The sequence below is a fragment of the Micromonospora sp. NPDC005197 genome, from assembly GCF_040608295.1.
GTDB lineage: Bacteria > Actinomycetota > Actinomycetes > Mycobacteriales > Micromonosporaceae > Micromonospora.
The window spans coordinates 59,550-83,921 of sequence record NZ_JBEXHY010000002.1 but is presented as its reverse complement, the minus strand read 5'-3'; the positions used below and the strand labels follow the sequence as shown (position 1 = coordinate 83,921).

The following is a 24,372-nucleotide window of genomic DNA, read 5'->3' as shown; positions in this document are numbered from 1 at the left end:
CCGACCCGCGGACCCCAGCCGACGAGCCTGGCGACCGAACCGGCCCAGGTCGGCCGGCACGGGCCGGGCAAGCCCGCAGAGCCGGGTCGGAGCGATCCGCCGCTCGGGGTGGACCAGGGGTTGGCGAGTGACCAGAATCGGGCCGGGTAGTGACGAGGTCGCCGTGCCAAGGGGGGACGATGCCCGCTGAGGGAGTCGGCAGTGATCCGCGTCGCCGCACAACGCCCGCCCGGTGGCGGGTGCTGGGGCATCCGGACGGAATGCTGATCTACCAGGTGCGCTGCATCGTGGAGAACCACGGCTGGACGGAGACGGTCGCGGAGGACCGGCACAAGATCGTCCTGGGGCGCTCCTTCAGGCGCGCACGAAGCGGCCCGCGACAGGTCCGGCCCAGGCGTCGGAACTCCCCGAATAGGCCCGCGTGCCCCGATCCGGCCACCCCGGACGGGTGGCTTCCGGACCAACGGGGACCATCCTTGCGAGAGGCACCCCGGACGGTCTTGAAGAAAATTGCTCACCTTCGCCGCTCGCCGGGAAATGCCGCAAACAGGTTGAATGTCGCCCTAGGCTGACGTGGTGGACGAGGCGCCGGAGGTCCGGGTACGCGACTGGCTCCCCCGCACCGCAGGCCTGCTGCTCGGCACCCTCGCGCTGGCCGCCGCCTTCATCGCCGCGTACGTCGGCGCCCTGCACCAGCCGCACCCCCGGGACGTGCCGGTCGGGGTGGCGACGAGCGACCAGCCCGCGCGCACGGTCCTGGCCGCCGTCCGTGACCGGACCAACAAGATCAAAGCCATCGAGTACGCCGACCCGGGCGCCGCCGACGACGGCCTGACCGGCCGCGAGGTGTACGCGGTGCTCAGCTCCGCCCCCGACGGCGGGCTCGTCCTGACCACCGCCAGCGCCAGCGCACCGTCCGCCACCGACCTGGTCATCCAGGTGCTCACCAGCGCCGCCCAACAGGCCGGACTGCCGTTGCGGGTGACCGACGAGGTGCCGGTCGCCGGCACCGACCCCCGCGGCCTGGTCCCCTTCTACCTGGCCATCGGGTACGTCCTCGGCGGATACCTGGCCTCGACCGTGCTCGGCATCTCCGCCGGCACCGCCCCGCGCACCCTGCGCCGCGCCGGACTGCGCATCGGGGCGCTCGCCGTCTACAGCGTGGCGCTCGGCATCGTCGGGGCGGTGATCGTCGGCCCGGTGCTGGACGTCTGGCACCACGACCTGCCGGCCGTCGCCGGTGTCGGCATGCTGGCCGCCTTCGCCGCCGCGATGGTCGCCGCCGCGGTCCAGGGCTGGCTGGGCGTGCTCGGCACCGGGCTGGTCATCCTGTTGCTGGTGGTGCTCGGCAACCCGGGCTCCGGTGGCATCTACGCCCCCGAGTTCCTGCCCACCTGGCTGCGCGGAATGCACCGGTGGAACGTGCCCGGCCTGGCCACCGACCTGATCAAATCGGCCGTGTACTTCGACCGGCGCTCGATCGGCTGGCCGGTGACCGGTCTGGTGCTCTGGGCGGTGCTCGGGCTGGCCGCCCTGCTCGGCGCGACCCGGGTGCGGGGCCGCCGGGCGACCGACCGCGCAAGGCCCTGAAGTGATCTCCGAGGTGTTCCGTGTCACGGCACGGCATGCGGAGAGCCCCTCCTGCCAGCCGGCCCGACGCGGATACCATCCAGGGAGTCGGACAGCGCTGTCCTTCGTACTCACGTAAGGAGCGCATCGTGACCGACCAGCACGACCACGACGGCCCGGACGCCGCGCTGCGCGCTGACATCCGCCGACTCGGCACCCTCCTCGGCCAGACCCTGGCCCGCCAGGAGGGCCGCCCGCTGCTCGACCTCGTCGAGGAGATCCGCGCCCAGGTCCGCTCCGACGTCCCGGCCGCCGCCCAGCGGCTCGGCGGGCTCGACGTGACCACCGGCACCAAGCTGGCCCGCGCCTTCTCCACCTACTTCCACCTGGCCAACATCACCGAACAGGTGCACCGCGCTCGGGACCTGCGTCGCCGCCGCGCCGTGCAGGGCGGTTGGCTGGACCAGGCGGCGAAGATGATCGCCGAGCGGGGGGTGCCGGCCGAGGAGATCGCCGCCGCGGCCCGCCGGCTGGCGGTCCGGCCGGTCTTCACCGCCCACCCGACCGAGGCGGCCCGCCGCTCGATCCTGTCCAAGCTGCGGGCCATCGCCGACGAACTGGACACCGAGACCGCCAACGCGATCCTCTACGGCGCCAGCGACGAGGGCCCGGCCAACCGCCGGCTGGCCGAGTTGCTGGACCTGATGTGGCAGACCGACGAGCTGCGGCTCGACCGGCCCGACCCGACCGACGAGGCCCGCAACGCCATCTACTACCTGCGCGACCTGTACGCCGAGGCCGCCCCGCAGGTGCTCGACGACCTGGCCGACACGCTGCGCACCCTCGGCGTGGAGACGTCGCCGACGGCCCGCCCGCTGAGCTTCGGCACCTGGATCGGCGGCGACCGGGACGGCAACCCGTTCGTCACCCCGGCGGTCACCCGCGAGGTGCTGACCATCCAGCACGAGCACGGCATCGCGGCCACCGAGAAGGCGATGGACCACCTGATCAACGAGGTCTCGGTGTCCCGCCGACTGCGTGGGGTGTCGCTTGACCTCTCCGCCAGCCTCGCCGCCGACCTCGACGCGCTGCCCGAGGTGGCCCCCCGGTTCCGTCGGGTCAACGCCGAGGAGCCGTACCGGCTCAAGGCACGCTGCGTGAAGGCGAAGCTGGCCAACACCCGGCAGCGGCTCCGCCAGGGCACCGCCCACGTCCCGGGCCGCGACTACCGCGGCTCCGCCGAGCTGATCGCCGACCTGGACCTGCTGCGCGCCTCGCTGGCCCGCAACTCCGGGCAGCTCACCGCCGTCGGCCGGCTGGCCTCCACCATCCGGACGGTCTCCGCGTTCGGCCTGCACCTCGCGACCATGGACGTCCGGGAGCACGCCGAGGCGCACCACGCGGTGCTCGCCCAGCTGTACGAGGCCGTCGGCGAGGTGTCCGACTACCCGGCGTTGAGCCGGTTGGAGCGCACCAAGCTGCTCGCCGACGAGCTGACCGGCCGCCGGCCGCTGTCCACCCTGGACACCCCGCTGACCGAGCCGGCCCGCAAGACGTTCGACGTGTTCAGCACGATCCGCGAGGCGCAGGACCGGTTCGGCACCGAGGTGATCGAGTCGTACATCATCTCGATGACCCTCGGCGTGGACGACGTGCTCGCCGCCGTGGTGCTCGCCCGCGAGGCCGGGCTGGTCGACGTGCACAGCGGCCGGGCCCGGATCGGTTTCGTGCCGCTGCTGGAGACCCCGGGCGAGCTGAACGCCGGCGGCGAGATCCTCGACGAGCTGCTGTCGCTGCCCGCGTACCGGGCGCTCGTCGCGGCCCGGGGCGACGTGCAGGAGGTCATGCTCGGCTACTCCGACTCCAACAAGGAGGCCGGGATCACCACCAGCCAGTGGTCGATCCACCGAGCCCAGCGCGCGCTGCGCGACGTAGCCGCCCGGCACGGCGTACGCCTGCGGCTGTTCCACGGTCGCGGCGGCACGGTCGGCCGCGGTGGCGGCCCGACGCACGAGGCGATCCTGGCGCAGCCGTACGGCACGCTTGACGGCGCGATCAAGGTGACCGAGCAGGGCGAGGTGATCTCCGACAAGTACACCCTGCCCTCGTTGGCGCGGGAGAACCTGGAGCTGACCCTCGCCGCGGTGCTCCAGGCGACGCTCCTGCACACCGCGCCCCGGCAGCCGGCCGAGATGCTGGAACGCTGGGACGCGACCATGGACGTGGTCTCCGAGTCGGCGTTCCGGTCGTACCGGTCGCTCGTCGAGGACCCGGACCTGCCGGCGTACTTCTGGGCGTCCACCCCCACCGAGCTGCTCGGCGCGCTGAACATCGGCTCCCGGCCGGCGAAGCGCCCCAACACCGGCGCCGGGCTGTCCGGGCTGCGGGCCATCCCGTGGGTGTTCGGCTGGACGCAGACCCGGCAGATCGTGCCGGGCTGGTTCGGCGTCGGCTCCGGCCTGGCCGCCGCCCGGGAGGCCGGTCTGGCGGACGTGCTCGCCGAGATGCACCGTAACTGGCACTTCTTCCGCACGTTCCTGTCGAACGTCGAGATGATGCTGACCAAGACCGACCTCAGCATCGCCCGCCGGTACGTCGAGACCCTCGTGCCGAAGAAGCTGCACCCGATCTTCGAGCAGATCGAGCGGGAGTACGAGCTGACCAAGCGCGAGGTGCTGGCGGTGACCGCCTCCCCCGCCCTGCTGGAGAACTCGCCGGTGCTCCAGCGCACCCTGGCCGTCCGGGACACCTACCTGGAGCCGCTGCACCACCTTCAGGTGGCGCTGCTGCGGCAGTACCGGGAATCCGGCGCGGCCGGCCGTGCGGTGGCCACCGCCCCGGGTGGCCGACGCGCCCCGAGCGACGGCACGGCCCTGGAGCGGGCGCTGCTCACCACGGTGAACGGCATCGCCGCCGGCATGCGCAACACCGGCTGATCAGGCAGCACGGCAACGGGCCCCGGTCGCCACGACCGGGGCCCGTTTCGCATGTCAGCCAGAGGGTTCAGAGGTCAGCGGCCCGCCGCTGACCAGTCACCGCTCTCAGTCAGCGCCCTCGGCGCTCACCAGTCGCCGCCGCCGAAGTCGCCACCACCGAAGTCACCGCCACCGAAGTCACCGCCGCCGAAACCTCCGCCGCCACCGAAGTCGCCGGCGGCATAGTCACCGCCGCCGAAGTCGCCCGCCTGGTCGGCGCCACCGAAGTCGCCGCCCTGGTCGCCGTAGTCGCCGCCCTGGTCGCCGGCGTCGCCGCCCTGGTCGCCGGCGTCGCCGCCCTGGCCGTCGGCGTAGTCGGCGCCGTCGCCGAAGCCCTCCTGGTAGCCCTCGTCGTACCCGTATCCCGGGTCGGCGAAGGCCGGCGAGAACAGCGCGTCGGCGATCAACATGCCGCCGAGCACACCGGCCCCCGCGCCCAACGCGGTCTTCCACCACGGCGTCGAATACCAGCCCGCCGGCACCGGCCGACCCTGGTAGCGGCCACCGGGGTAGTAGTAGGGCGTCTGCCGACCCGGCTGCGGGCCGGCCCGGAAGGTCTGCCCCTGCACATCGACCTCGCGCTCCTTGGTGAGCTGCCCGACACCCCGCGCGGCGGCCAGCGCCGGCACCTCGGGGCCGGGATCGATCCCCAGCGCGGTCCGCGCCGCCCGGATGTACGCCAGTCCCTCAAGCGCGGTCTCCCGGGCGAGCGCGAACTGGTGCGGCGTACGCGCCTGCTCCAACTGCGAACCCGCCGCGTTGTACCGCTCACCGGCGTCGGCCAGCGCCTGACGGACCGCCGGCTCGTCGCCCTGGAGGGTCAACAGCTGACCACCGAGGCGCTCGTACCAGCGGTGCGCCTCGGCGCGGGCGTCGCCCAGCTCCGTACGCCGACGGGCGGTGCCCTGAGCGCGGATGAGCGCCGCGGCACCGAGCGCGCCGACCAGCACGATCGCGAGGCACAGCACAAGTTCCATGTCATCGAACGTACCCCCGGGTGTCACGTCGTACCCGTCTGGCAAGCTCCGGTGATGGACGTCTCGACGCTGCTGGTGGTGATCGTGTGCCTCGGTGCCGGCGGCGCGGTGGGCTGGCTCGCGGCCCGGTCCCGGTCGGCGGCCGACATCGCCAGGCTGGATGCCACCCTGACGGCGACCCGCGAGGGCGAGGGGCGGCTGGAGCAGTCCATGCGGGCGTTGAGCTACGAGGCCACCGCGCAGTCGCAGGAGGCGGTGGCCCGTGCCGTGGCGCCGCTGCACGACAGCCTGCGCCGCTACGAGCAGCGGGTCGCCGAGCTGGAGCACGACCGGGTCGACGCGTACGCCGAGCTGCGCGAGCAGGTCCGCTCGATGAACGCGGTCTCCGGGGAGCTGCGCACCGAGACCAAGCAGCTGGTCGCCGCGCTGCGCGCGCCGCAGGTGCGGGGCCGCTGGGGCGAGCACCAACTGCGCCGGATCGTCGAGGCGGCCGGCATGCTGGAGCACTGCGACTTCTCCGAGCAGGTCACCGCCACCACCGACGAGCAGGTCGTCCGCCCGGATCTGGTGGTCCGCCTGCACGGGGGCCGGTCGGTGGTGGTGGACGCGAAGGCGCCGTTCGACGCGTACCTCACCGCGATGGAGGCCCGCGACGAGCGCGGCCGGGACACCCACCTCGACGCGCACGCCCGACACCTGCGGGGGCACGTCGACGCCCTGGCCGCCAAGTCGTACTGGACGGCGTTCGACAGCTCCCCCGAGTTCGTGGTCCTGTTCGTGCCCGCCGACCCGTTCCTCGACGTCGCGCTCCAGCGCGACCCGACGCTGTTGGAGCACGCGTTCGCCCGCAACGTGGTGCTGGCCACACCGGCCACCCTGGTCGCCCTGCTCCGCACGGTGGCCTACTCGTGGCGGCAGGAGGCCCTGGCTCGCAACGCGGTGGCGGTGCACACCCTCGCCCGGGAGCTGTACGGCCGGCTCTCCACCCTCGGTGACCACGTGGGCAAGCTCGGCTCGTCGCTGGCCGGCGCGGTGACCGCGTACAACAGGGCGGTCGGTTCGCTGGAGGCGCGGGTGCTGGTCAGCGCCCGCAAGCTCGCCGAGCTGGGCGTCTCGGACGACGAGCTGGCGGCCCCCGCCCAGGTCGAGCTGACCCCCCGCCAGCCGCAGGCGCCGGAGCTGCTGGACGACGCCGACCGCTGACCGCTGAGTGGGCGCCGAGGTCGCTAGCGGCGGTTGGCGCTCTCGACGACGAAGGGCGTGCCCTGCTGGCAGGTGGTCATCGTGCCCTTCTCCACCCGGCCGGTGACGGTGACCCGGGTGCCGGCAGCCAGCACGTCCCGCGGGCCGCCCACCAGCAGGTAGCCGTCGAGCAGCAGGCAGTTCGGCTCGACCCCGGCGGTGATCGTGCCGGTGAGTTCGGTGGCGCCGACCGGTGGCGGGACGCTGGGCCCGCCCGGCGACTTGAGCGGCGGGGAGGGCGTGATCGCCGGGGCGGGGCTGCTGGGTGACGCGGGGGTGGGTTGCCCAACCGTTGCCGACGGCGCTCCGGGGGTGGTGGAGCCGTCCGTCCCCCCGCAGGCGCTCAGCGCCGCGCAGACGACCAGGGCGGGGACGACGAGCCGAAAGGTCCTCATGCCGCCTTCGACGCACCGGGACGACGCGGCGTTCCCACAGTGATCCGCGCGCTGGACCACCGGCGGCACGGCCTGCCCGCCGTGATCCGGCACCCGAACGTGCTCAGCCGCGGGTCGCGGCGGCCTTCATGTCCCGCTTCAGCTCCTGCGGAAGCGAGAAGGTCAGCCGCTCGTTGGCGGTGGTGATCTCCTCGACGTCGGCGAACCCGCGTGCGGCCAGATGCGCCAGCACGTCGTTGACCAGGTCCTCCGGGACGCTCGCGCCGGAGGACACCCCGACCGTGCGGGCGTCGGTCAGCCAGGCGTCGTCGATCTCGTGGGCGAAGTCGACCAGGTGACCGGCGCGGGCGCCAGCGTCCAGGGCGACCTCGACCAGCCGGACCGAGTTGGAGGAGTTCGTCGAGCCGACGACGATCACCACGTCGCACTCGGGGGCGATCTCCTTGACGACGTGCTGCCGGTTGGACGTGGCGTAGCAGATGTCGTCGCTGGGCGGGGACTGGAGCAGCGGCAGCCGGGACTTGAGCCGGGCGACCGTCTCCAGCGTCTCGTCCACCGAGAGCGTGGTCTGGGAGAGCCAGACGACCTTCTCCGGGTCGCGAACGGTGACCTTGTCGACGCCGTCCGGGCCGTCCACGAGCTGGATGTGCGCGGGAGCCTCACCGGCGGTGCCGATGACCTCCTCGTGCCCCTCGTGGCCGATCAGCAGAATGTCGTAGTCCTCGGCGGCGAAGCGCTTCGCCTCCTGGTGCACCTTGGTGACCAGCGGGCAGGTCGCGTCGATGGCCTTCAGCGAGCGCTCCCGGGCCTGCTCGTAGACCTCGGGCGCCACGCCGTGCGCCGAGAAGATGACTGTGGCGCCCTCGGGCACCTCCTCGTTCTCTTCCACGAAGATCGCGCCCTGGGCCTCCAGGGTCTGCACGACGTGCTTGTTGTGGACGATCTGCTTGCGCACGTAGATCGGGGCGCCGTAGAGCTTCAGCGCCTCCTCGACGGTCTGCACGGCGCGATCAACACCCGCGCAGTAGCCGCGGGGCTTGGCCAGGAGCACGCGCTTGCCGGTCCGGAGATCAGTCACCCCCCCATCGTACGTGCCCGCCGACAACCCACCACGGCCCACAACCCCGGGCTGCATCCCGTTGATCATGAAGTTATTGCCACGACACGCCGCCACCCAGCGCAATAACTTCATGATCAACGGGGTCCAGCGGGGGTGGTCGTAGGGTGGGCGGGTGAGTGGGGTTGGTGGGGACGCTGCGCGGAGCAGCGCGGAGGAGCCTTGGCCGGTTCGGGTCGTCTCGCAGAAGGTCGGGGCGTGGATCGCCAAGCTCGGCTGGGTGTGGGTGGACGGGCAGGTGGCGCAGATCAGCCGCCGTCCCGGGGCCACGACTGTCTTCCTCACCCTGCGTGATCCGTCGGCCGACCTGAGCCTGACCGTCACCACCAACCGCGACGTGCTGGACGCCGGCGCTCCGGAACTGCGCGAGGGTGCCCGCGTGGTGCTGCACGCCAAGCCGGAGTTCTACGCCGCGCGGGGCACGCTGAGCCTGCGGGCCGACGAGATCCGGCAGGTGGGGCTCGGTGAGCTGCTGGCCCGGCTGGAGAAGCTCAAGAAGCTGCTCGCCGCCGAGGGGCTGTTCGACCGGGCGCGCAAGCGCCGGCTGCCGTTCCTGCCCGGCCGGATCGGACTGATCACCGGCCGCGCGTCGGCCGCCGAGCGGGACGTGCTGACCAATGCCCGGCGGCGCTGGCCGGCCGTGGAGTTCCGGACGGTCAACGTGGCCGTGCAGGGCCCGTCCGCCGTGCCGCAGATCGTCGACGCGCTCAAGGTGCTGGACGCCGACCCGAGCATCGACGTGATCATCATCGCCCGGGGCGGTGGCGGCATCGAGGACCTGCTCCCCTTCTCCGACGAGGCGCTCTGCCGGGCCGTGTTCGGCTGCCGTACGCCGGTGGTCAGCGCGATCGGCCACGAGACGGACGCGCCGCTCGTCGACTACGTCGCCGACCTGCGGGCCTCCACCCCGACCGACGCGGCCAAGCGGGTGGTCCCCGACCTCACCGAGGAGGTACGCCTCATCGGTCAGGCCCGGCACCGACTCGAGCGGGCGGTCCGCAATTTGGTCGACCGGGAGTCCCACCGCCTCGACGGCCTGCGGTCCCGGCCGGTGCTGGCCCGGCCCCAGGTGATGGTGGAGCACCGCGCGACGGAGCTGGCCGGGCTGCGTCAGCGCGCCGGCCGTTGCCTGGACCACCGGCTCGCCGGCGCCGACGACGATCTGCGGCACACCCTGGCCCGGCTGCGCGCCCTCTCCCCCGCCGCCACCCTGGACCGGGGGTACGCGATCGTGCAACGCGCCGACGGGCACGTCGTACGGGCAGCGGCCGAGGTCGGCAAGGGCGACCCGCTGCGGGTCCGCCTCGCCGACGGTGAGCTGGCCGCGACGGTCGACGGCGACGTGGCGACGCGGTGACCCGGACGGGGGTGTGCTGAGATGGACGCGATGACTGACGACACGAAGGCCGGGCCGGACGAGCGGCTCAGCTACGAGCAGGCCCGCGGCGAACTCGCCTCGGTGGTGGAGCGGCTGGAGGCCGGCGGCACATCCCTGGAGGAGTCGCTGGCGCTCTGGGAGCGCGGCGAGGCACTGGCGGTGATCTGCCAGCGCTGGTTGGACGGCGCTCGGGCGCGGATCGACGCTGCCCGGCAGGACCCCGCGTCCTGACCGCGGACGGGGTGGCCGGAACCGCCGGTGGGGCGGCCGGAGCCACCCCACCGGCGTACGACGATCAGTTGAACAGGCTGTAGAGCTCGGCCGGCGCCTCGACGACCTGGTCCGCCGGCGGCTTCTGCGCGGCGGTGGCGGAACCGTAGTCGGAGTACGTCATCTTGATCTCCTGGGCGGCGGTCTGCCCGGCGGCCGGGAGTTGCAGCACCAGCTCGCTGAGCCGGCCCTGCGGGTCGACCTTCGCGGTGAACGGGACCGTCTTCGCCTGGGTGCCCAGCGCGGCGATCGTGGCGGCGTTCAGCGAGCCGGCCTCAGCGGCCTTGGTGACGTCGATGGTGCCGGCGTACGTGCCGGTGCCGGTGCTGCGGACCTCGGTGATGCCCTGGGTCAGCACCGCGCTGCCGGCCGGGTCGACCTTCTCGAAGTCGAAGCCGAGGTTCTTGTTGCCCTTGATGCGGGCCTGGTCGAGGTGCTGGTACTTGCCGAGGTTGAGCTGCTTGATGGCGGGCAGGCTGTCGGCCGTGGGGCCGGTCAGCTCCAGCTTCACCCAGCTGTCCGGCTTGGCGTGGATCACGTCGAGCTTCATCGCCAGGTCGGAGGAGGGGCCGCCGATGGAGAACTTCATCGCGGCACTCTGACTCGGCTGGTGCACCTGCCCCTCGGCGGTCGAGCCGGCGCCGGAGAGGGTGAACCGGAAGTTGCCGTTGCTGATCTCCTTGGTGGAGTCCAGCAGCGCCTGCTTGGCGTCGCCCGGCACGGGCGTACCGGCGGACGCGCTGGGTACGCCGGACGCGCTCACCGTGGGGGACGCGGTCGATCCAGCGGTGCCGGTCGTACCGCCGGCGCAGGCGGCCAGGGCGGGCGTGAACAGGGCGGCGGCTACCAGGCCGGCACCGAGTCGTCGAACAGTCATACGTGTCTCCCAAGGGGGTCACCCGACGGCCTGGTCGGCGCCGGAAACCGGGCGACGCGGCAGCCCTTCGGCCACGCCGCGCGATCCGGGCCGAGCAGCTCGCCCGGATCACTCCCTCTTTGTTCCCTGTCGACGCGTCCGACAATCGCCCTTGACGTCCGGTTGTTCGCGGTGACCGGTGCGGAAAAGCCGGATCGGGGCGGCCCCTGGGCCGCCCCGATCCGTCGTGCCGACCTACTTGAACAGCTCGTACGTCTCGGCCGAGGCCTCGATGACCTGGTCCGCCGGCGGCTTCTTCGCGCCGGTGCCGGTGCCGTAGCCCGCGTACCCGATCTTGATGTCGTGCGCGGCGGTCTCGCCAGCGGCCGGCACCGAGATGACCAGCTCGGTGAGGCGGCCCTGCGGGTCCAGCTTGGCCGTGAAGGGCAGCGCCTTGGCCTGCGCGCCCAGCGCCTTGACCACGTCCTCGTCGAGGGCGACCGACTCGGTGGAGGCGCTGATGTCGATCTTGCCGGCGTAGGTGCCCTCGCCGGTCTTCTGCACGTCAGTCACGCCCTTGACCAGCGTCTCGCTGTCGACCGGGTCGAGCGTCTCCGGGTCGAGCTGGAGGTCCTTGATGCCCTTGACCTTGGTCTTGTCGAGGTGCTGGTACTTGCCCTTGTTCTTCGCCATCTCGGGCACCATGGCGGCCATGGCACCGCCGATGTCCATCTTCACCCAGCTCTCCGAGTCGATGTAGATGAGGTCCATCTCCATCGACACGTCCTGGGAGGCGTCACCCAGCTTCATGGTCAGCTGCGCGCTGTTGCTGGGCTTGTGCACCAGGCCGCCGCCGGTCAGGTCGGCGCCGGTCAGGGTGAAGGTGAAGTCGCCCTTGGCCGCCTCCTTCGTGGAGGCGAGCAGCGCCTCCTTCGGGTCGGCCGGTACGGCCGGGGCGGACGGGCTGGGCGCAGCTGCCGGCTCGGCAGCGTCGGACTTGCACGCGGCCAGGCCGGGGACGAGCAGGGTTGCGGCGAGGAAGCCGAAGCTCCACCGTCGAATGTTCACTGAGTTCTCACTTCACAGAGATGGACATGGCCCGGCCGCAGCGTGCGGACCGGACCGAGCCGAGGGAGCCTAACGGATACGCCCACCGGCGATGCGTTGGGCGCATCGATGTCGGACTGTCAGCGCAACGCGCCGGCGAGGTCGCGCAGCTCGTTGTCCCGGGCGTCACCGACGACGAGCACCGTGCGGGTCGGTTCCAGCAGCACCAGCGCCTGCTGGTTCCCCCGGGCCGTGTAGCGCTGCCAGGTGCGCCCGGCCAGCTCCGTCGGGCCCTGTGGCTGGCTCTGGTCGGTCAGCTCGGCGGGGAGCAGCTGCTCCGCGGGCACGTTGCTCTGCAGCAGCTGGACACCCCGCCCCTCCGGCGTGAGGTAGCCGATCCGCAGGTTCGCGCCGCCCTCGACGGTCTGGTAGCGGGCGCTGACCGTACGCCAGCCGGAGCCGAGCCCATGCGGCTCGCTCACCGGGAAAATGTTCGCCGACCGTGCCTGCTCGATCGCCGGGGCCGGATCGACAGTGGTGGCCTGATCGCCGCCGAGGAAGCCCCGGTAGAACGCCAGCAGCAGCGCGATCGGGATCAGCAGCACCAACAGCGAGATCGCCATGTCCTTGGGCGACCGCTCGGCCTTGGTCGCCGCCGCTGCCACCCGTGGCGGCGGCGCGGACCGCTCACCGGCCCCGGTGGCGTCGTCGGGCCCACCGGCGGCGTCACCCGGCACCGGCCGGGCCACCGAAGGCTGCACCGACGGGTCCGGCGCCGGCTCACCGCCAGCCTGGGCCGGCTCACCGGCGACGAGGGCCGGCTCATCGGCAGCCGGGGCCGGCTCACCGGCGACAAGGGCCGGCTCGCCGGTGGCCAGCGCCGTCGGGCCGGTCGCGGCGGGCTCGGCGCCGGCGGGTTGGTCGACCGGCGGCTGGCCACCGGGCGGCGTGCGGTCGGCGGGTACGCGGTCGGCAGGCTGTGCGGGTTCCACCCTGCCATCTTCGCAGCCGCCCGACCGGCGGTATCCGGCCCATCACCGCCCCGCGCCGACGCCCGGTCGGCCATCGTGTGAGGATCAGCGACAAAGCCGGCAGCGGGACCGCTCCGCCGCCGGCCGTCCCCGCACCGTCGCGAGGAGGAGCAGCCGTCATGACGAACACCAGGACGCGGATCCCACAGGATCTCGACCGTAACCTGGCCCTCGACCTGGTCCGGGTCACCGAGGCCGCGGCGATGGCAGCCGGCCGCTGGGTCGGCCGGGGCGACAAGGAGGGCGGCGACGGAGCCGCCGTCGACGCCATGCGCAAGCTGATCAACTCCATTCAGATGCGTGGCGTCGTGGTGATCGGCGAGGGCGAGAAGGACAACGCCCCGATGCTCTTCAACGGCGAACACGTCGGCGACGGCACCGGCCCCGAGGTGGACGTCGCGGTCGACCCGGTCGACGGCACCACCCTGATGAGCAAGGGCATGCCGAACGCCCTCGCGGTGCTCGCCGTCTCCGAGCGGGGTGCCATGTTCGACCCGAGCGCGGTCTTCTACATGGAGAAGCTCGCCGTCGGTCCCGCGTACGCCGACGTGATCGACATCAACGCCGGGGTGGCCGAGAACGTGCGCCGGATCGCCAAGGTCAAGGGCACCGACGTGTCCGAGGTGACGGTCTGCGTGCTGGACCGCAGCCGCCACGACGACCTGGTCACCCAGATCCGCCGGACCGGGGCGGGCATCCGGTTCATCTCCGACGGCGACATCGCCGGCTCCATCGCGGCGGCCCGGGGCGAGTCGGACGTCGACGTGCTGATGGGCATCGGCGGCACGCCGGAGGGCATCATCTCGGCCTGCGCGTTGAAGTGCATGGGCGGGGCGATGCAGGCCAAGCTCTGGCCGCGCGACGACGAGGAGCGGGAGAAGGCGCTCGCCGCCGGGCACGACCTGGACCGGGTGCTCAGCACCGACGATCTGGTCACCGGGGACAACTGCTTCTTCGTGGCGACCGGGGTCACGTCCGGGGACCTGCTGCGCGGGGTGCGGTACCGGGCCGGCGGCGCGTACACCCAGTCGATCGTGATGCGCTCGAAGAGCGGCACCATCCGGGTGATCGATTCGTACCACCGGCTGGAGAAGCTGGCGCTCTACTCCGCCATCGACTTCGACGGTCGACCGCTGGCCGAGCAGGAGTGACCACCACCGGCACCGCGACACCGCAGACCCTCTCCGCGACCCGTCGGACCGCCGGTGTCGCGCTGGCGTCGGTCTCCGGGGTCGCGGTGGCGGTGCAGTCCCGCATCAACGGCGAGTTGGGCGTACGCCTGGCCGACGGCTTCGCCGCCGCGGTGGTCTCGTTCGGGTTGGGCCTGCTGGTGCTGCTCGTGCTGGTACCCGCCACTCCCGGCGGGCGACGGGGGCTGGTCACGCTGCGGCGTGCCCTCGCGGCCGGCGCGCTGCGGCCGTGGCAGTGCCTGGGCGGGATGTGCGGCGCGTTCCTGGTGGCCTCGCAGGGGCTCACCATCGGCACGTTGGGCGTAGCGGTCTTCACCGTGGCCGTGGTCGCCGGCCAGTCCGGCAGCAGCCTCGCCGTGGACCGGGCCGGCATCGGCCCGACCGGCCGGCAGCCGATCACCCGGCAACGGCTGGCCGGCGCGGTCCTCACCGTCCTGGCGGTCGGCCTGGCGGTCGGTGACCGGCTGAGCGCGCCGGGCGCGCTGGCGCTGGCCCTGCTGCCGCTGCTGGCGGGGGTGGGCACCGCCTGGCAGCAGGCGGTCAACGGCCGGGTCCGGGCGGCGGCCGACCACACGCTGACCGCCACGCTCGTCAACTTCGCCGTGGGTACGGCCACCCTGCTCGTCGCGTTCGCGATCGACCTCGCCGTACGAGGCTGGCCGACCGGTCACCTGCCGAGCGAGCCGTGGCTCTACCTGGGCGGCCCGATCGGCATCGTGTTCATCGCGATCGCCGCGGCGATCGTGCGGTTCACGGGTGTGCTGCTGCTCGGCCTGGCCACCATCGCCGGTCAGATCGTGGGCGCGGTCCTGCTTGACCTGGTGCTGCCCACCGCGGCCTCGCACCCCGGCGTGAACACCCTGCTCGGGGCCGCGCTGACCATGGTGGCCGTGCTGATCGCCGCGCTGGCACCACCCGCCCGCCGCTGACCGACGCCGGGGTGTCGGCTCAGTCCTGGTTGGGTCGGTGCTCAGCGATCCAGCGGGATGCCCGGACCAGAGGCGCTGTTCACTCGGTTCGTCGGGTGGACCAGGCGCACACCGTTCACCTGAATGACCCATCCCAAACGACCAGATGCTCCCCCGCGCGGCACGACCCCGGGCCGCTTCACCCGCCATCGCTGGCGATCTTGGACACTTTCCGTTAGCTGCTAACGGAAAGTGTCCAAGATCTACCCTGTCGGCGTGCTCGTTCCGGGCGTCAGTGGAGCGACGCCCGTGGCGGCAGGGGTTGGTACGGCGGGTAGGGCGGCGTATCGCGCCGGTTCTCCTCACGGGTCGGGTCGGCCAGGCTGGCGAGCCGGACGCCCAGCAGCAGTCCCGGCACGGTGGCCAGCAGGGCCAGCGGGACCGCGACCCGGGCCTGTTCCGGGGTCCCGTTGAGCCAGCCGACCATCGGCAGCCCGGCCAGGATCACGGTGAGCAGGAAGCTGCCCACGGTCCACCCCACCCAACGGTCCGGCGCGGGGCCGAGCCACGGTACGAGGAGCAGCACCGCCACCGCCAACGCGCCCAATGGCACGACGACCAGCACGGTGACCACGCCGGTGCCGTCGACCTGGGACCAGGAAGCGTTCAACACGAGTCCGGTCAGCAGGAGCGTGAGGGCCCCGGCGATCCCCCAGCCACGACCGCCGCCACCACGTCGGATCGCCAGATGACCGGCGACCACGGTGACCGCGCAGCCAAGCAGCAACGCGAGCGCGATCGCGAGCCACACGTCGATCGTGCGCTGGACCCGCCCGCCGTCGTACACGGCGGGCAGTTCGGGCGTGGGGTCCGTGTACCGGACACTGAGGAAGCCCTCGCGCCGCCATCCGCCGTCCGACAGACGGCGCAGGAATCCGTCCCGGCCGTTGGCGACCAGCACCTCGTGGCCACCCCCGGCGTGTGGGTAGACGACCAGTTCCCGTGCGGAGAAGTGGCGACGGGGGTCACCGGGGCTCTCGTACCGGCGGGCCAACTCGTCGCGCCGGGCGTCCGACACCTCCCAGGCCACCCGCCAGGTCACTCCGGCGTCGTCACTCTGCTCCACCCGCAGGTGTCCGGCGACCACCCGGTAGCAGCGTCGGGAGTCGTCCGGCGCGCACGCCTGCTGGCGCGGGGAGTCCTGACTGTTCAGCCGGCTCGCCTCGTCGTCGGTGGCCTCCCGCCAGGTGGTCGCGCCGTCCTCGCTGACCCGCCAACGGCCGTCGGCCGGCTCGTCCGGCATGTACGGATCCTCGAAGCCCGCGCCGATCGAGATCGCCGGGCGGCCGTCGAGCGTCGTGGTGCCGAGCGCGTAGGGGTAGCGGACCGCGCTGGTGGCGGCCACCGCCAACATCGCCGGTGGCAGCACGACCAGCAGCCGGACCAGCCGAGCGGTCCGGTAACGCACCGGTCGCGTCCGGGCCCGGGTCCAAGTCCACCACGCCAGGCCGAGCGCCGGCAGCGCGAACAGATCGGTCCAGTCGGCCCGGACCAGGGACGGCCCCGCCAGCGCGGTCCACGCCGAGGAGGCCAGCTCAGCGGCGTACCCACTGGATTTCACCATCGCGAACCCGGCACCCACCGCGACCAGGCCGACCCACGCGGCCGCCCGGGCCGGCAGCCGCGGCATCAGCAGCGTCAGCAGCACCGCCACCAGCGGCGGGGCGAGCACCAGGCCCGCGACGTCGCTCAGCTTGCCGGTGAGCAGGCCGGGAAACGCCGCCTTCAACACGTGGTCGTTGACCAGCAGCACGACCAGGGCCAGGAGTGTGGCCGGGTGGCAGAGCCACGCCAGCGTCGTGGGTGCGCCGTCACGCGATGTCTCGGGCCCCGTCATTCCCTCAGGATCGGCCCGGCGCGTCTCGGTCCGGACACGCGCCGGTGTGTGTCCGATACCGACGGTCAGCCAGCGTCGGAGGAGTGCCCGGGGAACAGGTGGGCGTCCGGGTCGATGGCCACCGCCGCGTTGTTGACCGCCGTCGCGGCCTCGCCGAAGCCGGTGGCGATGAGCCGGACCTTGCCCGGGTACTCGGTGATGTCGCCGGCCGCGAAGACCCGGGGCAGGTTCGTCGCCATGGCGCTGTCCACCAGGATGTGCCGGCGGTCCAGCCGGAGGCCCCACTCGGCGAGCGGGCCCAGGTCGGCGGTGAAGCCGAGGGCGGCGACCACCGTGTCCACCGGCAGGGTCTCGGCCGCTCCGCCGCGCACGGTCACCTCGGCGCCGGTCACCGTGGCGTCCCCGATCAGGCGGGTGACCTCGGCGTTGACCACCACCCGCACCGGCAGCGACAGCACCCGGGCGACAGTCGAGGCGTGTGCCCGGAACTTCTCCCGCCGGTGCACCAGGGTCACCGAGCGGGCCAGCGGTTGCAGGGCCAGCGCCCAGTCGAAGGCGGAGTCGCCGCCGCCGACGATGAGCACGTCCCGGTCGGTCAGCTCGGCCGGGTCGGTGACGAAGTAGACGATGCCGGCGCCGGGAGCGCCGTCGGCGCAGGGCAGTGGCCGTGGGCTGAAGCTGCCGAGCCCGCCGGTGACCACGACCGCGCCGCAGCCGAGCTGCTCGCCGCCGGCCAGGCCGAGCACCGGCCGGTCATCGGCGTACGACAGCTTCTCGGCCCTCGTGCCGAGCAGGTACTGCGGGTTGAAGGGTGCCGCCTGGGCGACCAGGTTGGCGACCAGGTCGCGGCCCTTCACGGCGGGGAAGCCTGCCACGTCGAGGATCAGCTTCTCCGGGTACATGGCGGTGACCTGGCCGCCCGGCTCGGGAAGCGCGTCGATCACCGCCACGGACAACCCTCGGAACCCGGCGTAGTACGCGGCGAAGAGGCCGGCTGGACCGGCCCCGATCACGGCGACATCGACCTCGCGCATGGCGTACCGTCGCTTTCCGCTCACGGATCAACGCTTGCTGATCTCGACGGTAGGCGGGGCGCAGCGGTCGGGCAAGTATGTCCCAGGGGCGCGCCGAGGAGCAGGTCAGGGCAGGCTGAGGGTGGACCCCGAGTAGTCCGGGCCATCCACGGCCGGCCGACGACGGCGGAACAGGATCGCCGCCACCACGCCACCGAGCAGCCCGAACAGGTGGCCCTGCCAGGAGATCCGCTCGTCGGTGGGGAGGATGCCGACCAGTTGCCAGCCGTAGAGCAGACCGACGAGCAGGAAGACGGCGAAATTCCACCAACTGCGCTCGACGATGCCCCGGGTGAGCAGGATGCCCAGGTACCCGAAGATCACCCCGCTGGCGCCGACCACCACCGAGTTGGGCGAGCCGGTGAACCAGACCCCGAGCCCGCTGACCAGGATGATGATCAGGGTCGACCAGAGGAACCGGCGGGCACCGGCGGCCAGCACGAAGGTGCCCAGCAGGATCAGCGGGATGCTGTTGCTGTAGAGGTGGTCGAAGCCGTGGTGCAGGAACGGCGAGAAGAAGACCCCGTCCAGGCCGTCGATGCGGTGCGGGATGATGCCGGCGGTCGCGTCCAGGCCGAACGCGAGCCCCTGGTCGACGGCTTCGATGAGGAACAGGAACGGGACCACCGCGCACATGGCGACGAAGGCCCGGCCGAGGGCGGCGTAGAACGCCTCGGTGCCGAACCGGTAGGGGTCGCCGTTGGGCGGTGGCAGGGTCACCCCCCAACTGCTATCAGCAAAAGGGGCCGACCGCCACTCGCGTCCCGCCCACGCACCGGGCGTACGCACGACGGCGGGGCGGGTGGTCGCCCACCCGCCCCGCCGTTCGGCGACGTCAGTAGTTGCCGTTGTTCTGGAAGTTGCTCCAGGCGCCACAGGGCGTCTTGTACTTGCCCTTGATGTAGCCCAGCCCCCACTTGATCTGGGTCGCCGGGTTCGTCCGCCAGTCGTCCGCGATCGCGCCCATCTTGCTGCCCGGCAACGACTGCGGGATGCCGTACGCGCCGGAGGAGGAGTTGCTGGCCTTGTGGTTCCAGCCGCTCTCCTTGGTCCAGAGCTTCTCCAGGCAGGGGAACTCGGCGATGCCGAAGCCCGCCTCGATCATCAGCGCACAGCCGATCTTGCGGTTGCCGCTGTACTCCTCGCAGGACGCCGGGATCCGCCCCTCGTACGGCTTGGCGACCTCGTTGGCGGCGGCCTCGCGCTCGCGCTTGCGCGACGCCGCGGCGGCCTCGGCGCGGCGGGCCCGCTCGGCGGCCTCCTTGGCGGCCTGAGCCGCCCGCAGCTTGGCCTGGTACTCGGCGGCCCGCTGCCGGGCGAACGCGATCTGGTGGCTGGCCTGGCGCTCGCGCTGGTAGGCGAAGTCGATCCGGTCGACCTCGACGCTCTCCTGCGCGGCCAGTCCCTGTTGCTGGGTTTCCCGGTCTTGGCCCAGATAGAAGCCACCGGCTACGCCCACGGAGAGCAGCGCGACAGCGGCCGTACGGGCGCCCAACCGGCTCCACAGCCGACTCACGAAGTGGTCCCTTCGTTGGGGGCAAGGACACGACGCGGCGCCAGGCCAGGTGGCCCTCAGCCGTGCCGTGAGCGCCCCGACCGGTGAGCCGGTCGCGCCGACGCACCGACCGTCACCGATGCCGCCCAGAGCCTGGACGAACGATCACCAACGATGCCTGTGGTGCGTGGGCGCTCGTGGGACACCATCGCGCACAGTGAGACTGATGGGAAACCAACCGGCACGTTTGTGATCTGCGCCACACTCAGAATCTGGACGAAAGCCTACAAAGCTCCCATCACAACGGGATGTCCTCCAGAAGGTCAGTCACCATTGCGGCGATCGGCGAGCGCTCCGACCGGCTGAGCGTGACGTGGGCGAAGAGGGGATGACCCTTCAACGCCTCGATCACCGCCGTCACGCCGTCATGTCGGCCGACCCGCAGATTGTCCCGCTGGGCGACATCGTGGGTGAGCACCACCCGGGAGCCCTGCCCGATCCGGGACAGCACGGTCAGCAGCACGCCGCGCTCCAACGACTGGGCCTCGTCCACGATCACGAAGGCGTCGTGCAGGCTGCGCCCCCGGATGTGGGTCAGCGGCAGCACCTCGAGGATGCCCCGCGAAGTGACCTCCTCCAGCACGTTCTCGTGCACCACCGCGCCGAGCGTGTCGAAGACCGCCTGCGCCCACGGCGACATCTTCTCCGACTCCGACCCGGGCAGATAGCCCAGCTCCTGGCCGCCGACGGCGTACAGCGGGCGGAAGACGATCACCTTCTTGTGCCGGCGACGCTCCATCACCGCCTCCAGCCCGGCGCAGAGCGCCAACGCCGACTTGCCGGTGCCGGCCCGCCCACCCAGCGAGACGATCCCGATCGTCTCGTCGAGCAGCAGGTCGAGGGCGACGCGCTGCTCGGCCGAGCGGCCGTGCAGGCCGAACGCCTCCCGGTCGCCCCGAACCAACCGGACGGACTTGTCCGGCAGCACCCGGCCCAGCGCGGAGCCGCGCGACGAGTGCAGCACCAGACCGGTGTGGCAGGGCAGACCCGCCGCCTCGTCGACGTCGAGCGTGTCGCCGGCGTACAGCGCGGAGATCTGCTCCTCGCCCAACTCCAGCTCGGACATGCCGGTCCAGGTCGGGTCGCTGGCCTGGCCGTGGCGGTACTCGTCGGCGCGCAGACCCACCGAGGCGGCCTTGACCCGCAGCGGCATGTCCTTGCTGACAAGCGTGACGTCCCGGCCCTCGGCGGCGAGGTTGAGCGCCACGGAGAGGATCCGGGCGTCGTTGCTCTCGGTGCGGAACCCGGGAGGCAGCACGCCGTCGTCGGTGTGGTTCAGCTCCACCCGCAGCGTGCCGCCGGCGTCGTTGGCGGGCACCGGCGTGTCCAGCCGGCCGTGCCGGATCCGCAGCTCGTCCAGCATGCGCAGCGACTGCCGGGCGAACCAGCCCAGCTCCGGGTGGTGCCGCTTGCCCTCCAGCTCGGTGATGACCACCAGCGGCAGCACCACCTCGTGCTCGGCGAAGCGGTGGAACGCCGCCGGATCGGACAACAGCACGGACGTGTCCAGAACGAACGCCTGGCCCGCTGGTCGCGGCTCCTTGGGGTCGGCCGGCGCGGTTGCCGCGCTGCGGCGGCTCCGGGGGGCACGGCGGGTCGTGGCAGTCGCGGCCGGGGTCTGGTCGGCACCGGCGGTGGTACGGCGAGTCGTCACAGGCCTGCTCCGACGGATGGGCACCCGGCCACCCGTGTTCCGCCTCGTCCGGTGCCCGGGGACACGGGGTCGGATGCGGAACCCCGTGCGCGAGGTCGCAGATCCGGGCGGACCGGCTGGCTCGGGAGAACCCCGTGCCATGCCTAGACGCTAGCGGCGGCGGACCGTCCCGGCTAGGGGCGATCGTGGATCTCCGGCAACGGCGACCCGCGGAGCCGGCGGCACGGCGCGGCAAGCCGGCCGGGATGCATGCCCCCTGCGCGCATCCCGGCCGGCGGGGCCACCGTCACCGGTCTGACGTGGCCCCGACGGTGCGTGTCCGCCGCGGACGACGCACCGCGTTCCTCGGCGCCGGTCGGCGGGACCGCTCGCGGCGGCCCGCCGGCCGGCTCAGCCGGTCCGTCGAACGAGCGTGCCGGTCGGGTGCCGCCCGGTGATGGGGGCGGCCGGCGCGGTGAACGACGAGCCGGTGTACGTGGTGCCGGGGCGGGCCACCGTGCCGGCGGAGCGGACGGCCCCCGCCGAGGAGACCGACAGGGCGGAGGCGATCGCCGCCTGGGCGTCGCGTCGACGCCGGTTCCAGGCGCCCCGGTCACCGTCGAAGTAGCCCTGCCGGTAGCCGAAGCGGTAGCCGATGCGGTAGCTGAGCTGCCCGTGCAGCCGGCCGGCCGCGTAGCTGGTGGCACCGAGCACCAGGACGAGGAAGACCACGAGGAACGGGCTCATCGGGCGGCCCCGACCCGGCCCGGACGCCGCATCATCGTTCCTCCGGCTCGACCGCGGTGGGGTCGATGGTGGGATCCGCGACCAGCAGCCGGTCCAGGTCGTCCGTGCTGACCTCCTCGACCAGTTCGACGCTGATCCGGCAGCCGTCCACCACGACCTCGGCGACGGAGGAGCGGCGAATCTCCCCGCCGGCGTCGTAGACCCGGACGCTCAACTCGGGGCAGCCGAGGTGGGTACGCCAGGCGTTCCACTCGGTGCGGTCGCCCACGCTCAGCGACAGGTATCGGCAGCCTCGGGCGAGATAGAGGCGCCACGGGGCACTCAGCCCCGCGGCCACTCCCTCGGCGATCAGCCCGAAGGCCTGGGCTCGGGTGGCGAGCTCGGTCACCACACCCCCTCGGCGCCGGGGGCGTGACGCATGCGAGCACCAGTCGTCTCATGCACGTGACACACCGTAGATTGTCCCATGGGCGTGACAGTATCAGCTTTTCGTCCGCTTACATTCGCCACTACGGGCATCTATTCTGCCCGGGTGACACCCCTCCAGAGCGACGCTGGATCGTTTACCGCGAATCCGAGAGAACCGTCACGTCTGCGTGACAGCGGCGTGCCTGGGCGTACGCCCGAGCCAGGCTGGCCGTACCGTCACGGGGTGACCGAGACGGCCAATGCGCGAAAGATCGCCTTCGCCACCTTCGTCCGGCGCGCCCTCGACGAGGCGCGGGCGACGCGGGCCTGGAGCGGCACCGAGGTGTCCCGACGTACCGGCGTCTCCCGGCAGACCATCAACCGGTGGGTCCGTGGGGACTGGGCCAGCGACCCCGAGGCCGAACGCGTCGTCGCCTTCTGCGAGGGCCTGGGCCTGAACCCGGCCGCCGCCTTCGCCGCGCTCGGCTGGGACCGCACCGCGACCGGCCCCCGCGCCGGTCAGCCGGCCCCACCGATGGACCCGGACGTGGAGGCCCTGCTGCGCCGCCTCGTCGACCCGAACGTGTCGGACGCGGAGAAGTTCCACATCCGCGAAACCATTAGATACCTCGCATACCGCCCAACGTTGCCGGTCGATGTCCGAAATAGGGGCAATCAGGCAGGCTAGTTCCTCAGATGGCGAAAGAACGCCTGGTCAGGTTCATTCGTTTCGCTCCGGGGTCGGAACGGGCACGCTAGCGTCCGTACTCGTACTGCTTGGGCTCGTCATCGGCGGGGGGACGGGACAAGGCCGAACCCAGCCCTGCGGGACATAAGGAGGGGTCTGTCCATGACCCTGAAGTGGTGGGCAGTCGTGGTCGCCACGGTGTCGATGACACTGTGGGCGACCGGCAACGTGGTGACCCTCGCGGTCAACGGTGGGCAGCTGCCGCTGCTCGTCAACCTTCTCGCGCTCATCAGCGCCGGCACGGCGGTCATCCTGGCCGTCGTCGCGGAGCTGCACGAACGGCTCAACGACCGGATCAGCGCACTCACCGAGTTCCTGGTGGCACGGCTCACCGAGATCGAGACCCGCACCGGGGACCGCAACACCGGCTTCGTGGAGGGCTACCTGCTCAGCCACGGGCAGGACGCGGCGGTGGTGCCGTTCGGACGCCGCGGACGAGGAGCCGCCGAACGCTGATCGCGCGCCGCCGAGCGGTGGTGCTCGGCCAGGAATGAGCCCTCAACGCCGGGGTACGCTGACGCGCGTGCCGCCGTTGAATCTGGGCAACCACCAGCCGAGGACCCCGTTGAACGCCGATCAGGCATGGCAGGTCACTGCCGGCCGGGCGGCGGGGACCGTGCTCTTCTTCGACTTCGACGGCACACTCGCGCCCGTCGACGACGACCCGACGGCGGTCCGCCCCGCGCCCAACGCCCTCGCCGCGATCGAGGCGCTGGCCCCGGTGGTGCAGCGGATCGCGATCGTCTCCGCGCGGCCCGTGGAGTTCCTTCGGGACCGCCTCGGCGAGCTGAGCGGCGTCGACCTCTACGGTCTCTACGGGCTGGAGCACAGCCACTCCGGTGGCGAGACCGTCACCGAGCCCACCGCCCTGCCGTGGGTGCCGACCATGGCCGAGCTGGCCGACCTGGCCCGGGCGGAGCTGCCACCCGGCACGCTCGTCGAGTTCAAGCGGCTCTCGGTCGCGCTGCACTGGCGTACCGCGCCGCAGCTCGGCCCGACCGTGCAGCAGTGGGGGCAGGCGCAGGCCGACCGGCTGGGGCTGCGGGTGCAGGCCGGGCGGATGGTGCTGGAGCTCAAGCCGCCCGTCGACCGGGACAAGGGCATGGTGATCGGCGAGGTGGTCCAGGGTGCCACCGGCGCCTGGTACTTCGGCGACGACGTCTCGGACATCAAGGCGTTCGCGGCGCTACGCGCCCGCGCCGAGGCGGACCCGGACTTCTTCGGCGTCTGCGTGGCCGTCGCCAACCCGGAGACCGGTCAGGAAGTGGCCAACGCCGCCGACCTGACCATCGAGTCCCCGGCCGCACTGGGCGACTTCCTCACCCGAGCCCTCACCCGGCTGCCCTGACCGGGCTC

The 24,372-nt window shown here is 72.3% G+C and carries 23 protein-coding genes; 10 read left to right on the top strand and 13 right to left on the bottom strand.

What is annotated here, in order from left to right; genetic code table 11:
- Nucleotides 1–576: 576 nt before the first annotated feature.
- Together ABZU46_RS01460 and ppc are read left to right on the top strand one after the other, a co-directional pair.
- Complete coding sequence (locus tag ABZU46_RS01460; protein ID WP_354854132.1) at nt 577–1,590, top strand: hypothetical protein; 1,014 nt, start codon at nt 577–579, stop codon at nt 1,588–1,590.
- A 128-nt stretch (nt 1,591–1,718) separates the two neighbouring features.
- Nucleotides 1,719–4,505, top strand: a complete 2,787-nt coding sequence (gene ppc / locus ABZU46_RS01455) for a phosphoenolpyruvate carboxylase (protein ID WP_354854130.1) — start codon at nt 1,719–1,721, stop codon at nt 4,503–4,505.
- Between the two features lie 125 nt (nt 4,506–4,630).
- Here the strand turns inward: ppc and ABZU46_RS01450 are convergent, their stop codons facing one another.
- Nucleotides 4,631–5,521: a hypothetical protein gene (locus ABZU46_RS01450; protein ID WP_354854128.1), complete on the bottom strand. Its 891-nt coding sequence runs from the start codon at nt 5,519–5,521 to the stop codon at nt 4,631–4,633.
- Between the two features lie 54 nt (nt 5,522–5,575).
- On the opposite strand from ABZU46_RS01450, the gene ABZU46_RS01445 reads away from it, so the two are divergent.
- Entirely contained in the window at nt 5,576–6,724 is a 1,149-nt protein-coding gene (locus ABZU46_RS01445; protein ID WP_354854127.1) for a DNA recombination protein RmuC, read from the top strand.
- A gap of 23 nt (nt 6,725–6,747) precedes the next feature.
- Here the strand turns inward: ABZU46_RS01445 and ABZU46_RS01440 are convergent, their stop codons facing one another.
- Complete coding sequence (locus ABZU46_RS01440) at nt 6,748–7,158, bottom strand: hypothetical protein (RefSeq protein WP_354854125.1); 411 nt, start codon at nt 7,156–7,158, stop codon at nt 6,748–6,750.
- Between the two features lie 103 nt (nt 7,159–7,261).
- Nucleotides 7,262–8,305, bottom strand: a complete 1,044-nt coding sequence (locus ABZU46_RS01435; RefSeq protein WP_354854124.1) for a 4-hydroxy-3-methylbut-2-enyl diphosphate reductase — start codon at nt 8,303–8,305, stop codon at nt 7,262–7,264.
- Between the two features lie 85 nt (nt 8,306–8,390).
- Between ABZU46_RS01435 and xseA the strand changes: the two genes are divergently transcribed.
- Nucleotides 8,391–9,632: an exodeoxyribonuclease VII large subunit gene (gene xseA / locus ABZU46_RS01430; protein WP_354854122.1), complete on the top strand. Its 1,242-nt coding sequence runs from the start codon at nt 8,391–8,393 to the stop codon at nt 9,630–9,632.
- A gap of 30 nt (nt 9,633–9,662) precedes the next feature.
- A complete protein-coding gene (locus tag ABZU46_RS01425) occupies nt 9,663–9,884 on the top strand; it encodes an exodeoxyribonuclease VII small subunit (RefSeq protein WP_354854120.1) in 222 nt (73 codons plus the stop codon).
- Nucleotides 9,885–9,948: 64 nt separating this feature from the next.
- On the opposite strand, the gene ABZU46_RS01420 is transcribed toward ABZU46_RS01425, so the two are convergent.
- The 3 genes from ABZU46_RS01420 to ABZU46_RS01410 all read right to left on the bottom strand — a co-directional run bounded on the left by ABZU46_RS01420 (nt 9,949) and on the right by ABZU46_RS01410 (nt 12,818).
- Complete coding sequence (locus tag ABZU46_RS01420; protein ID WP_354854118.1) at nt 9,949–10,800, bottom strand: hypothetical protein; 852 nt, start codon at nt 10,798–10,800, stop codon at nt 9,949–9,951.
- A gap of 234 nt (nt 10,801–11,034) precedes the next feature.
- Nucleotides 11,035–11,847, bottom strand: coding sequence for a hypothetical protein (locus ABZU46_RS01415; protein ID WP_354854116.1), 813 nt, complete (start codon nt 11,845–11,847; stop codon nt 11,035–11,037).
- 119 nt (nt 11,848–11,966) lie between these two features.
- On the bottom strand, nt 11,967–12,818 hold the full coding sequence (locus tag ABZU46_RS01410; RefSeq protein WP_354854113.1) for a DUF4245 family protein: 852 nt from the start codon (nt 12,816–12,818) through the stop codon (nt 11,967–11,969).
- A gap of 158 nt (nt 12,819–12,976) precedes the next feature.
- Here ABZU46_RS01410 and glpX point away from each other — a divergent pair, with 158 nt between their 5' ends.
- Together glpX and ABZU46_RS01400 are read left to right on the top strand one after the other, a co-directional pair.
- Nucleotides 12,977–14,008: a class II fructose-bisphosphatase gene (gene glpX, locus ABZU46_RS01405; protein ID WP_354854110.1), complete on the top strand. Its 1,032-nt coding sequence runs from the start codon at nt 12,977–12,979 to the stop codon at nt 14,006–14,008.
- Nucleotides 14,005–14,976: a DMT family transporter gene (locus tag ABZU46_RS01400; RefSeq protein ID WP_354854107.1), complete on the top strand. Its 972-nt coding sequence runs from the start codon at nt 14,005–14,007 to the stop codon at nt 14,974–14,976. Before glpX ends, ABZU46_RS01400 begins: the two co-directional genes overlap by 4 nt.
- A gap of 271 nt (nt 14,977–15,247) precedes the next feature.
- On the opposite strand, the gene ABZU46_RS01395 is transcribed toward ABZU46_RS01400, so the two are convergent.
- The 7 genes from ABZU46_RS01395 to ABZU46_RS01365 form a co-directional block, all read right to left on the bottom strand.
- Complete coding sequence (locus ABZU46_RS01395; RefSeq protein ID WP_354854104.1) at nt 15,248–16,852, bottom strand: hypothetical protein; 1,605 nt, start codon at nt 16,850–16,852, stop codon at nt 15,248–15,250.
- Nucleotides 16,853–16,917: 65 nt separating this feature from the next.
- Nucleotides 16,918–17,886, bottom strand: a complete 969-nt coding sequence (locus ABZU46_RS01390; RefSeq protein WP_354854304.1) for an NAD(P)/FAD-dependent oxidoreductase — start codon at nt 17,884–17,886, stop codon at nt 16,918–16,920.
- Between the two features lie 105 nt (nt 17,887–17,991).
- Nucleotides 17,992–18,645 (bottom strand): rhomboid family intramembrane serine protease, encoded by a 654-nt coding sequence (locus ABZU46_RS01385; RefSeq protein WP_354854101.1) that lies wholly within the window; start codon nt 18,643–18,645, stop codon nt 17,992–17,994.
- Nucleotides 18,646–18,760: 115 nt separating this feature from the next.
- Nucleotides 18,761–19,441, bottom strand: coding sequence for a lytic transglycosylase domain-containing protein (locus ABZU46_RS01380; RefSeq protein ID WP_354854098.1), 681 nt, complete (start codon nt 19,439–19,441; stop codon nt 18,761–18,763).
- Between the two features lie 277 nt (nt 19,442–19,718).
- Nucleotides 19,719–21,134: a PhoH family protein gene (locus tag ABZU46_RS01375; protein ID WP_354854096.1), complete on the bottom strand. Its 1,416-nt coding sequence runs from the start codon at nt 21,132–21,134 to the stop codon at nt 19,719–19,721.
- 390 nt (nt 21,135–21,524) lie between these two features.
- Nucleotides 21,525–21,860, bottom strand: a complete 336-nt coding sequence (locus ABZU46_RS01370; protein ID WP_007455629.1) for a hypothetical protein — start codon at nt 21,858–21,860, stop codon at nt 21,525–21,527.
- Nucleotides 21,861–21,891: 31 nt separating this feature from the next.
- Complete coding sequence (locus ABZU46_RS01365) at nt 21,892–22,248, bottom strand: hypothetical protein (RefSeq protein WP_354854093.1); 357 nt, start codon at nt 22,246–22,248, stop codon at nt 21,892–21,894.
- 264 nt (nt 22,249–22,512) lie between these two features.
- On the opposite strand from ABZU46_RS01365, the gene ABZU46_RS01360 reads away from it, so the two are divergent.
- The 3 genes from ABZU46_RS01360 (at nt 22,513) to otsB (ending at nt 24,364) form a co-directional block, all read left to right on the top strand.
- Entirely contained in the window at nt 22,513–22,956 is a 444-nt protein-coding gene (locus ABZU46_RS01360; protein WP_204943358.1) for an XRE family transcriptional regulator, read from the top strand.
- Between the two features lie 162 nt (nt 22,957–23,118).
- Complete coding sequence (locus ABZU46_RS01355) at nt 23,119–23,472, top strand: hypothetical protein (protein WP_354854091.1); 354 nt, start codon at nt 23,119–23,121, stop codon at nt 23,470–23,472.
- A 67-nt stretch (nt 23,473–23,539) separates the two neighbouring features.
- On the top strand, nt 23,540–24,364 hold the full coding sequence (gene otsB, locus ABZU46_RS01350) for a trehalose-phosphatase (protein WP_354854088.1): 825 nt from the start codon (nt 23,540–23,542) through the stop codon (nt 24,362–24,364).
- Nucleotides 24,365–24,372: the final 8 nt, after the last annotated feature.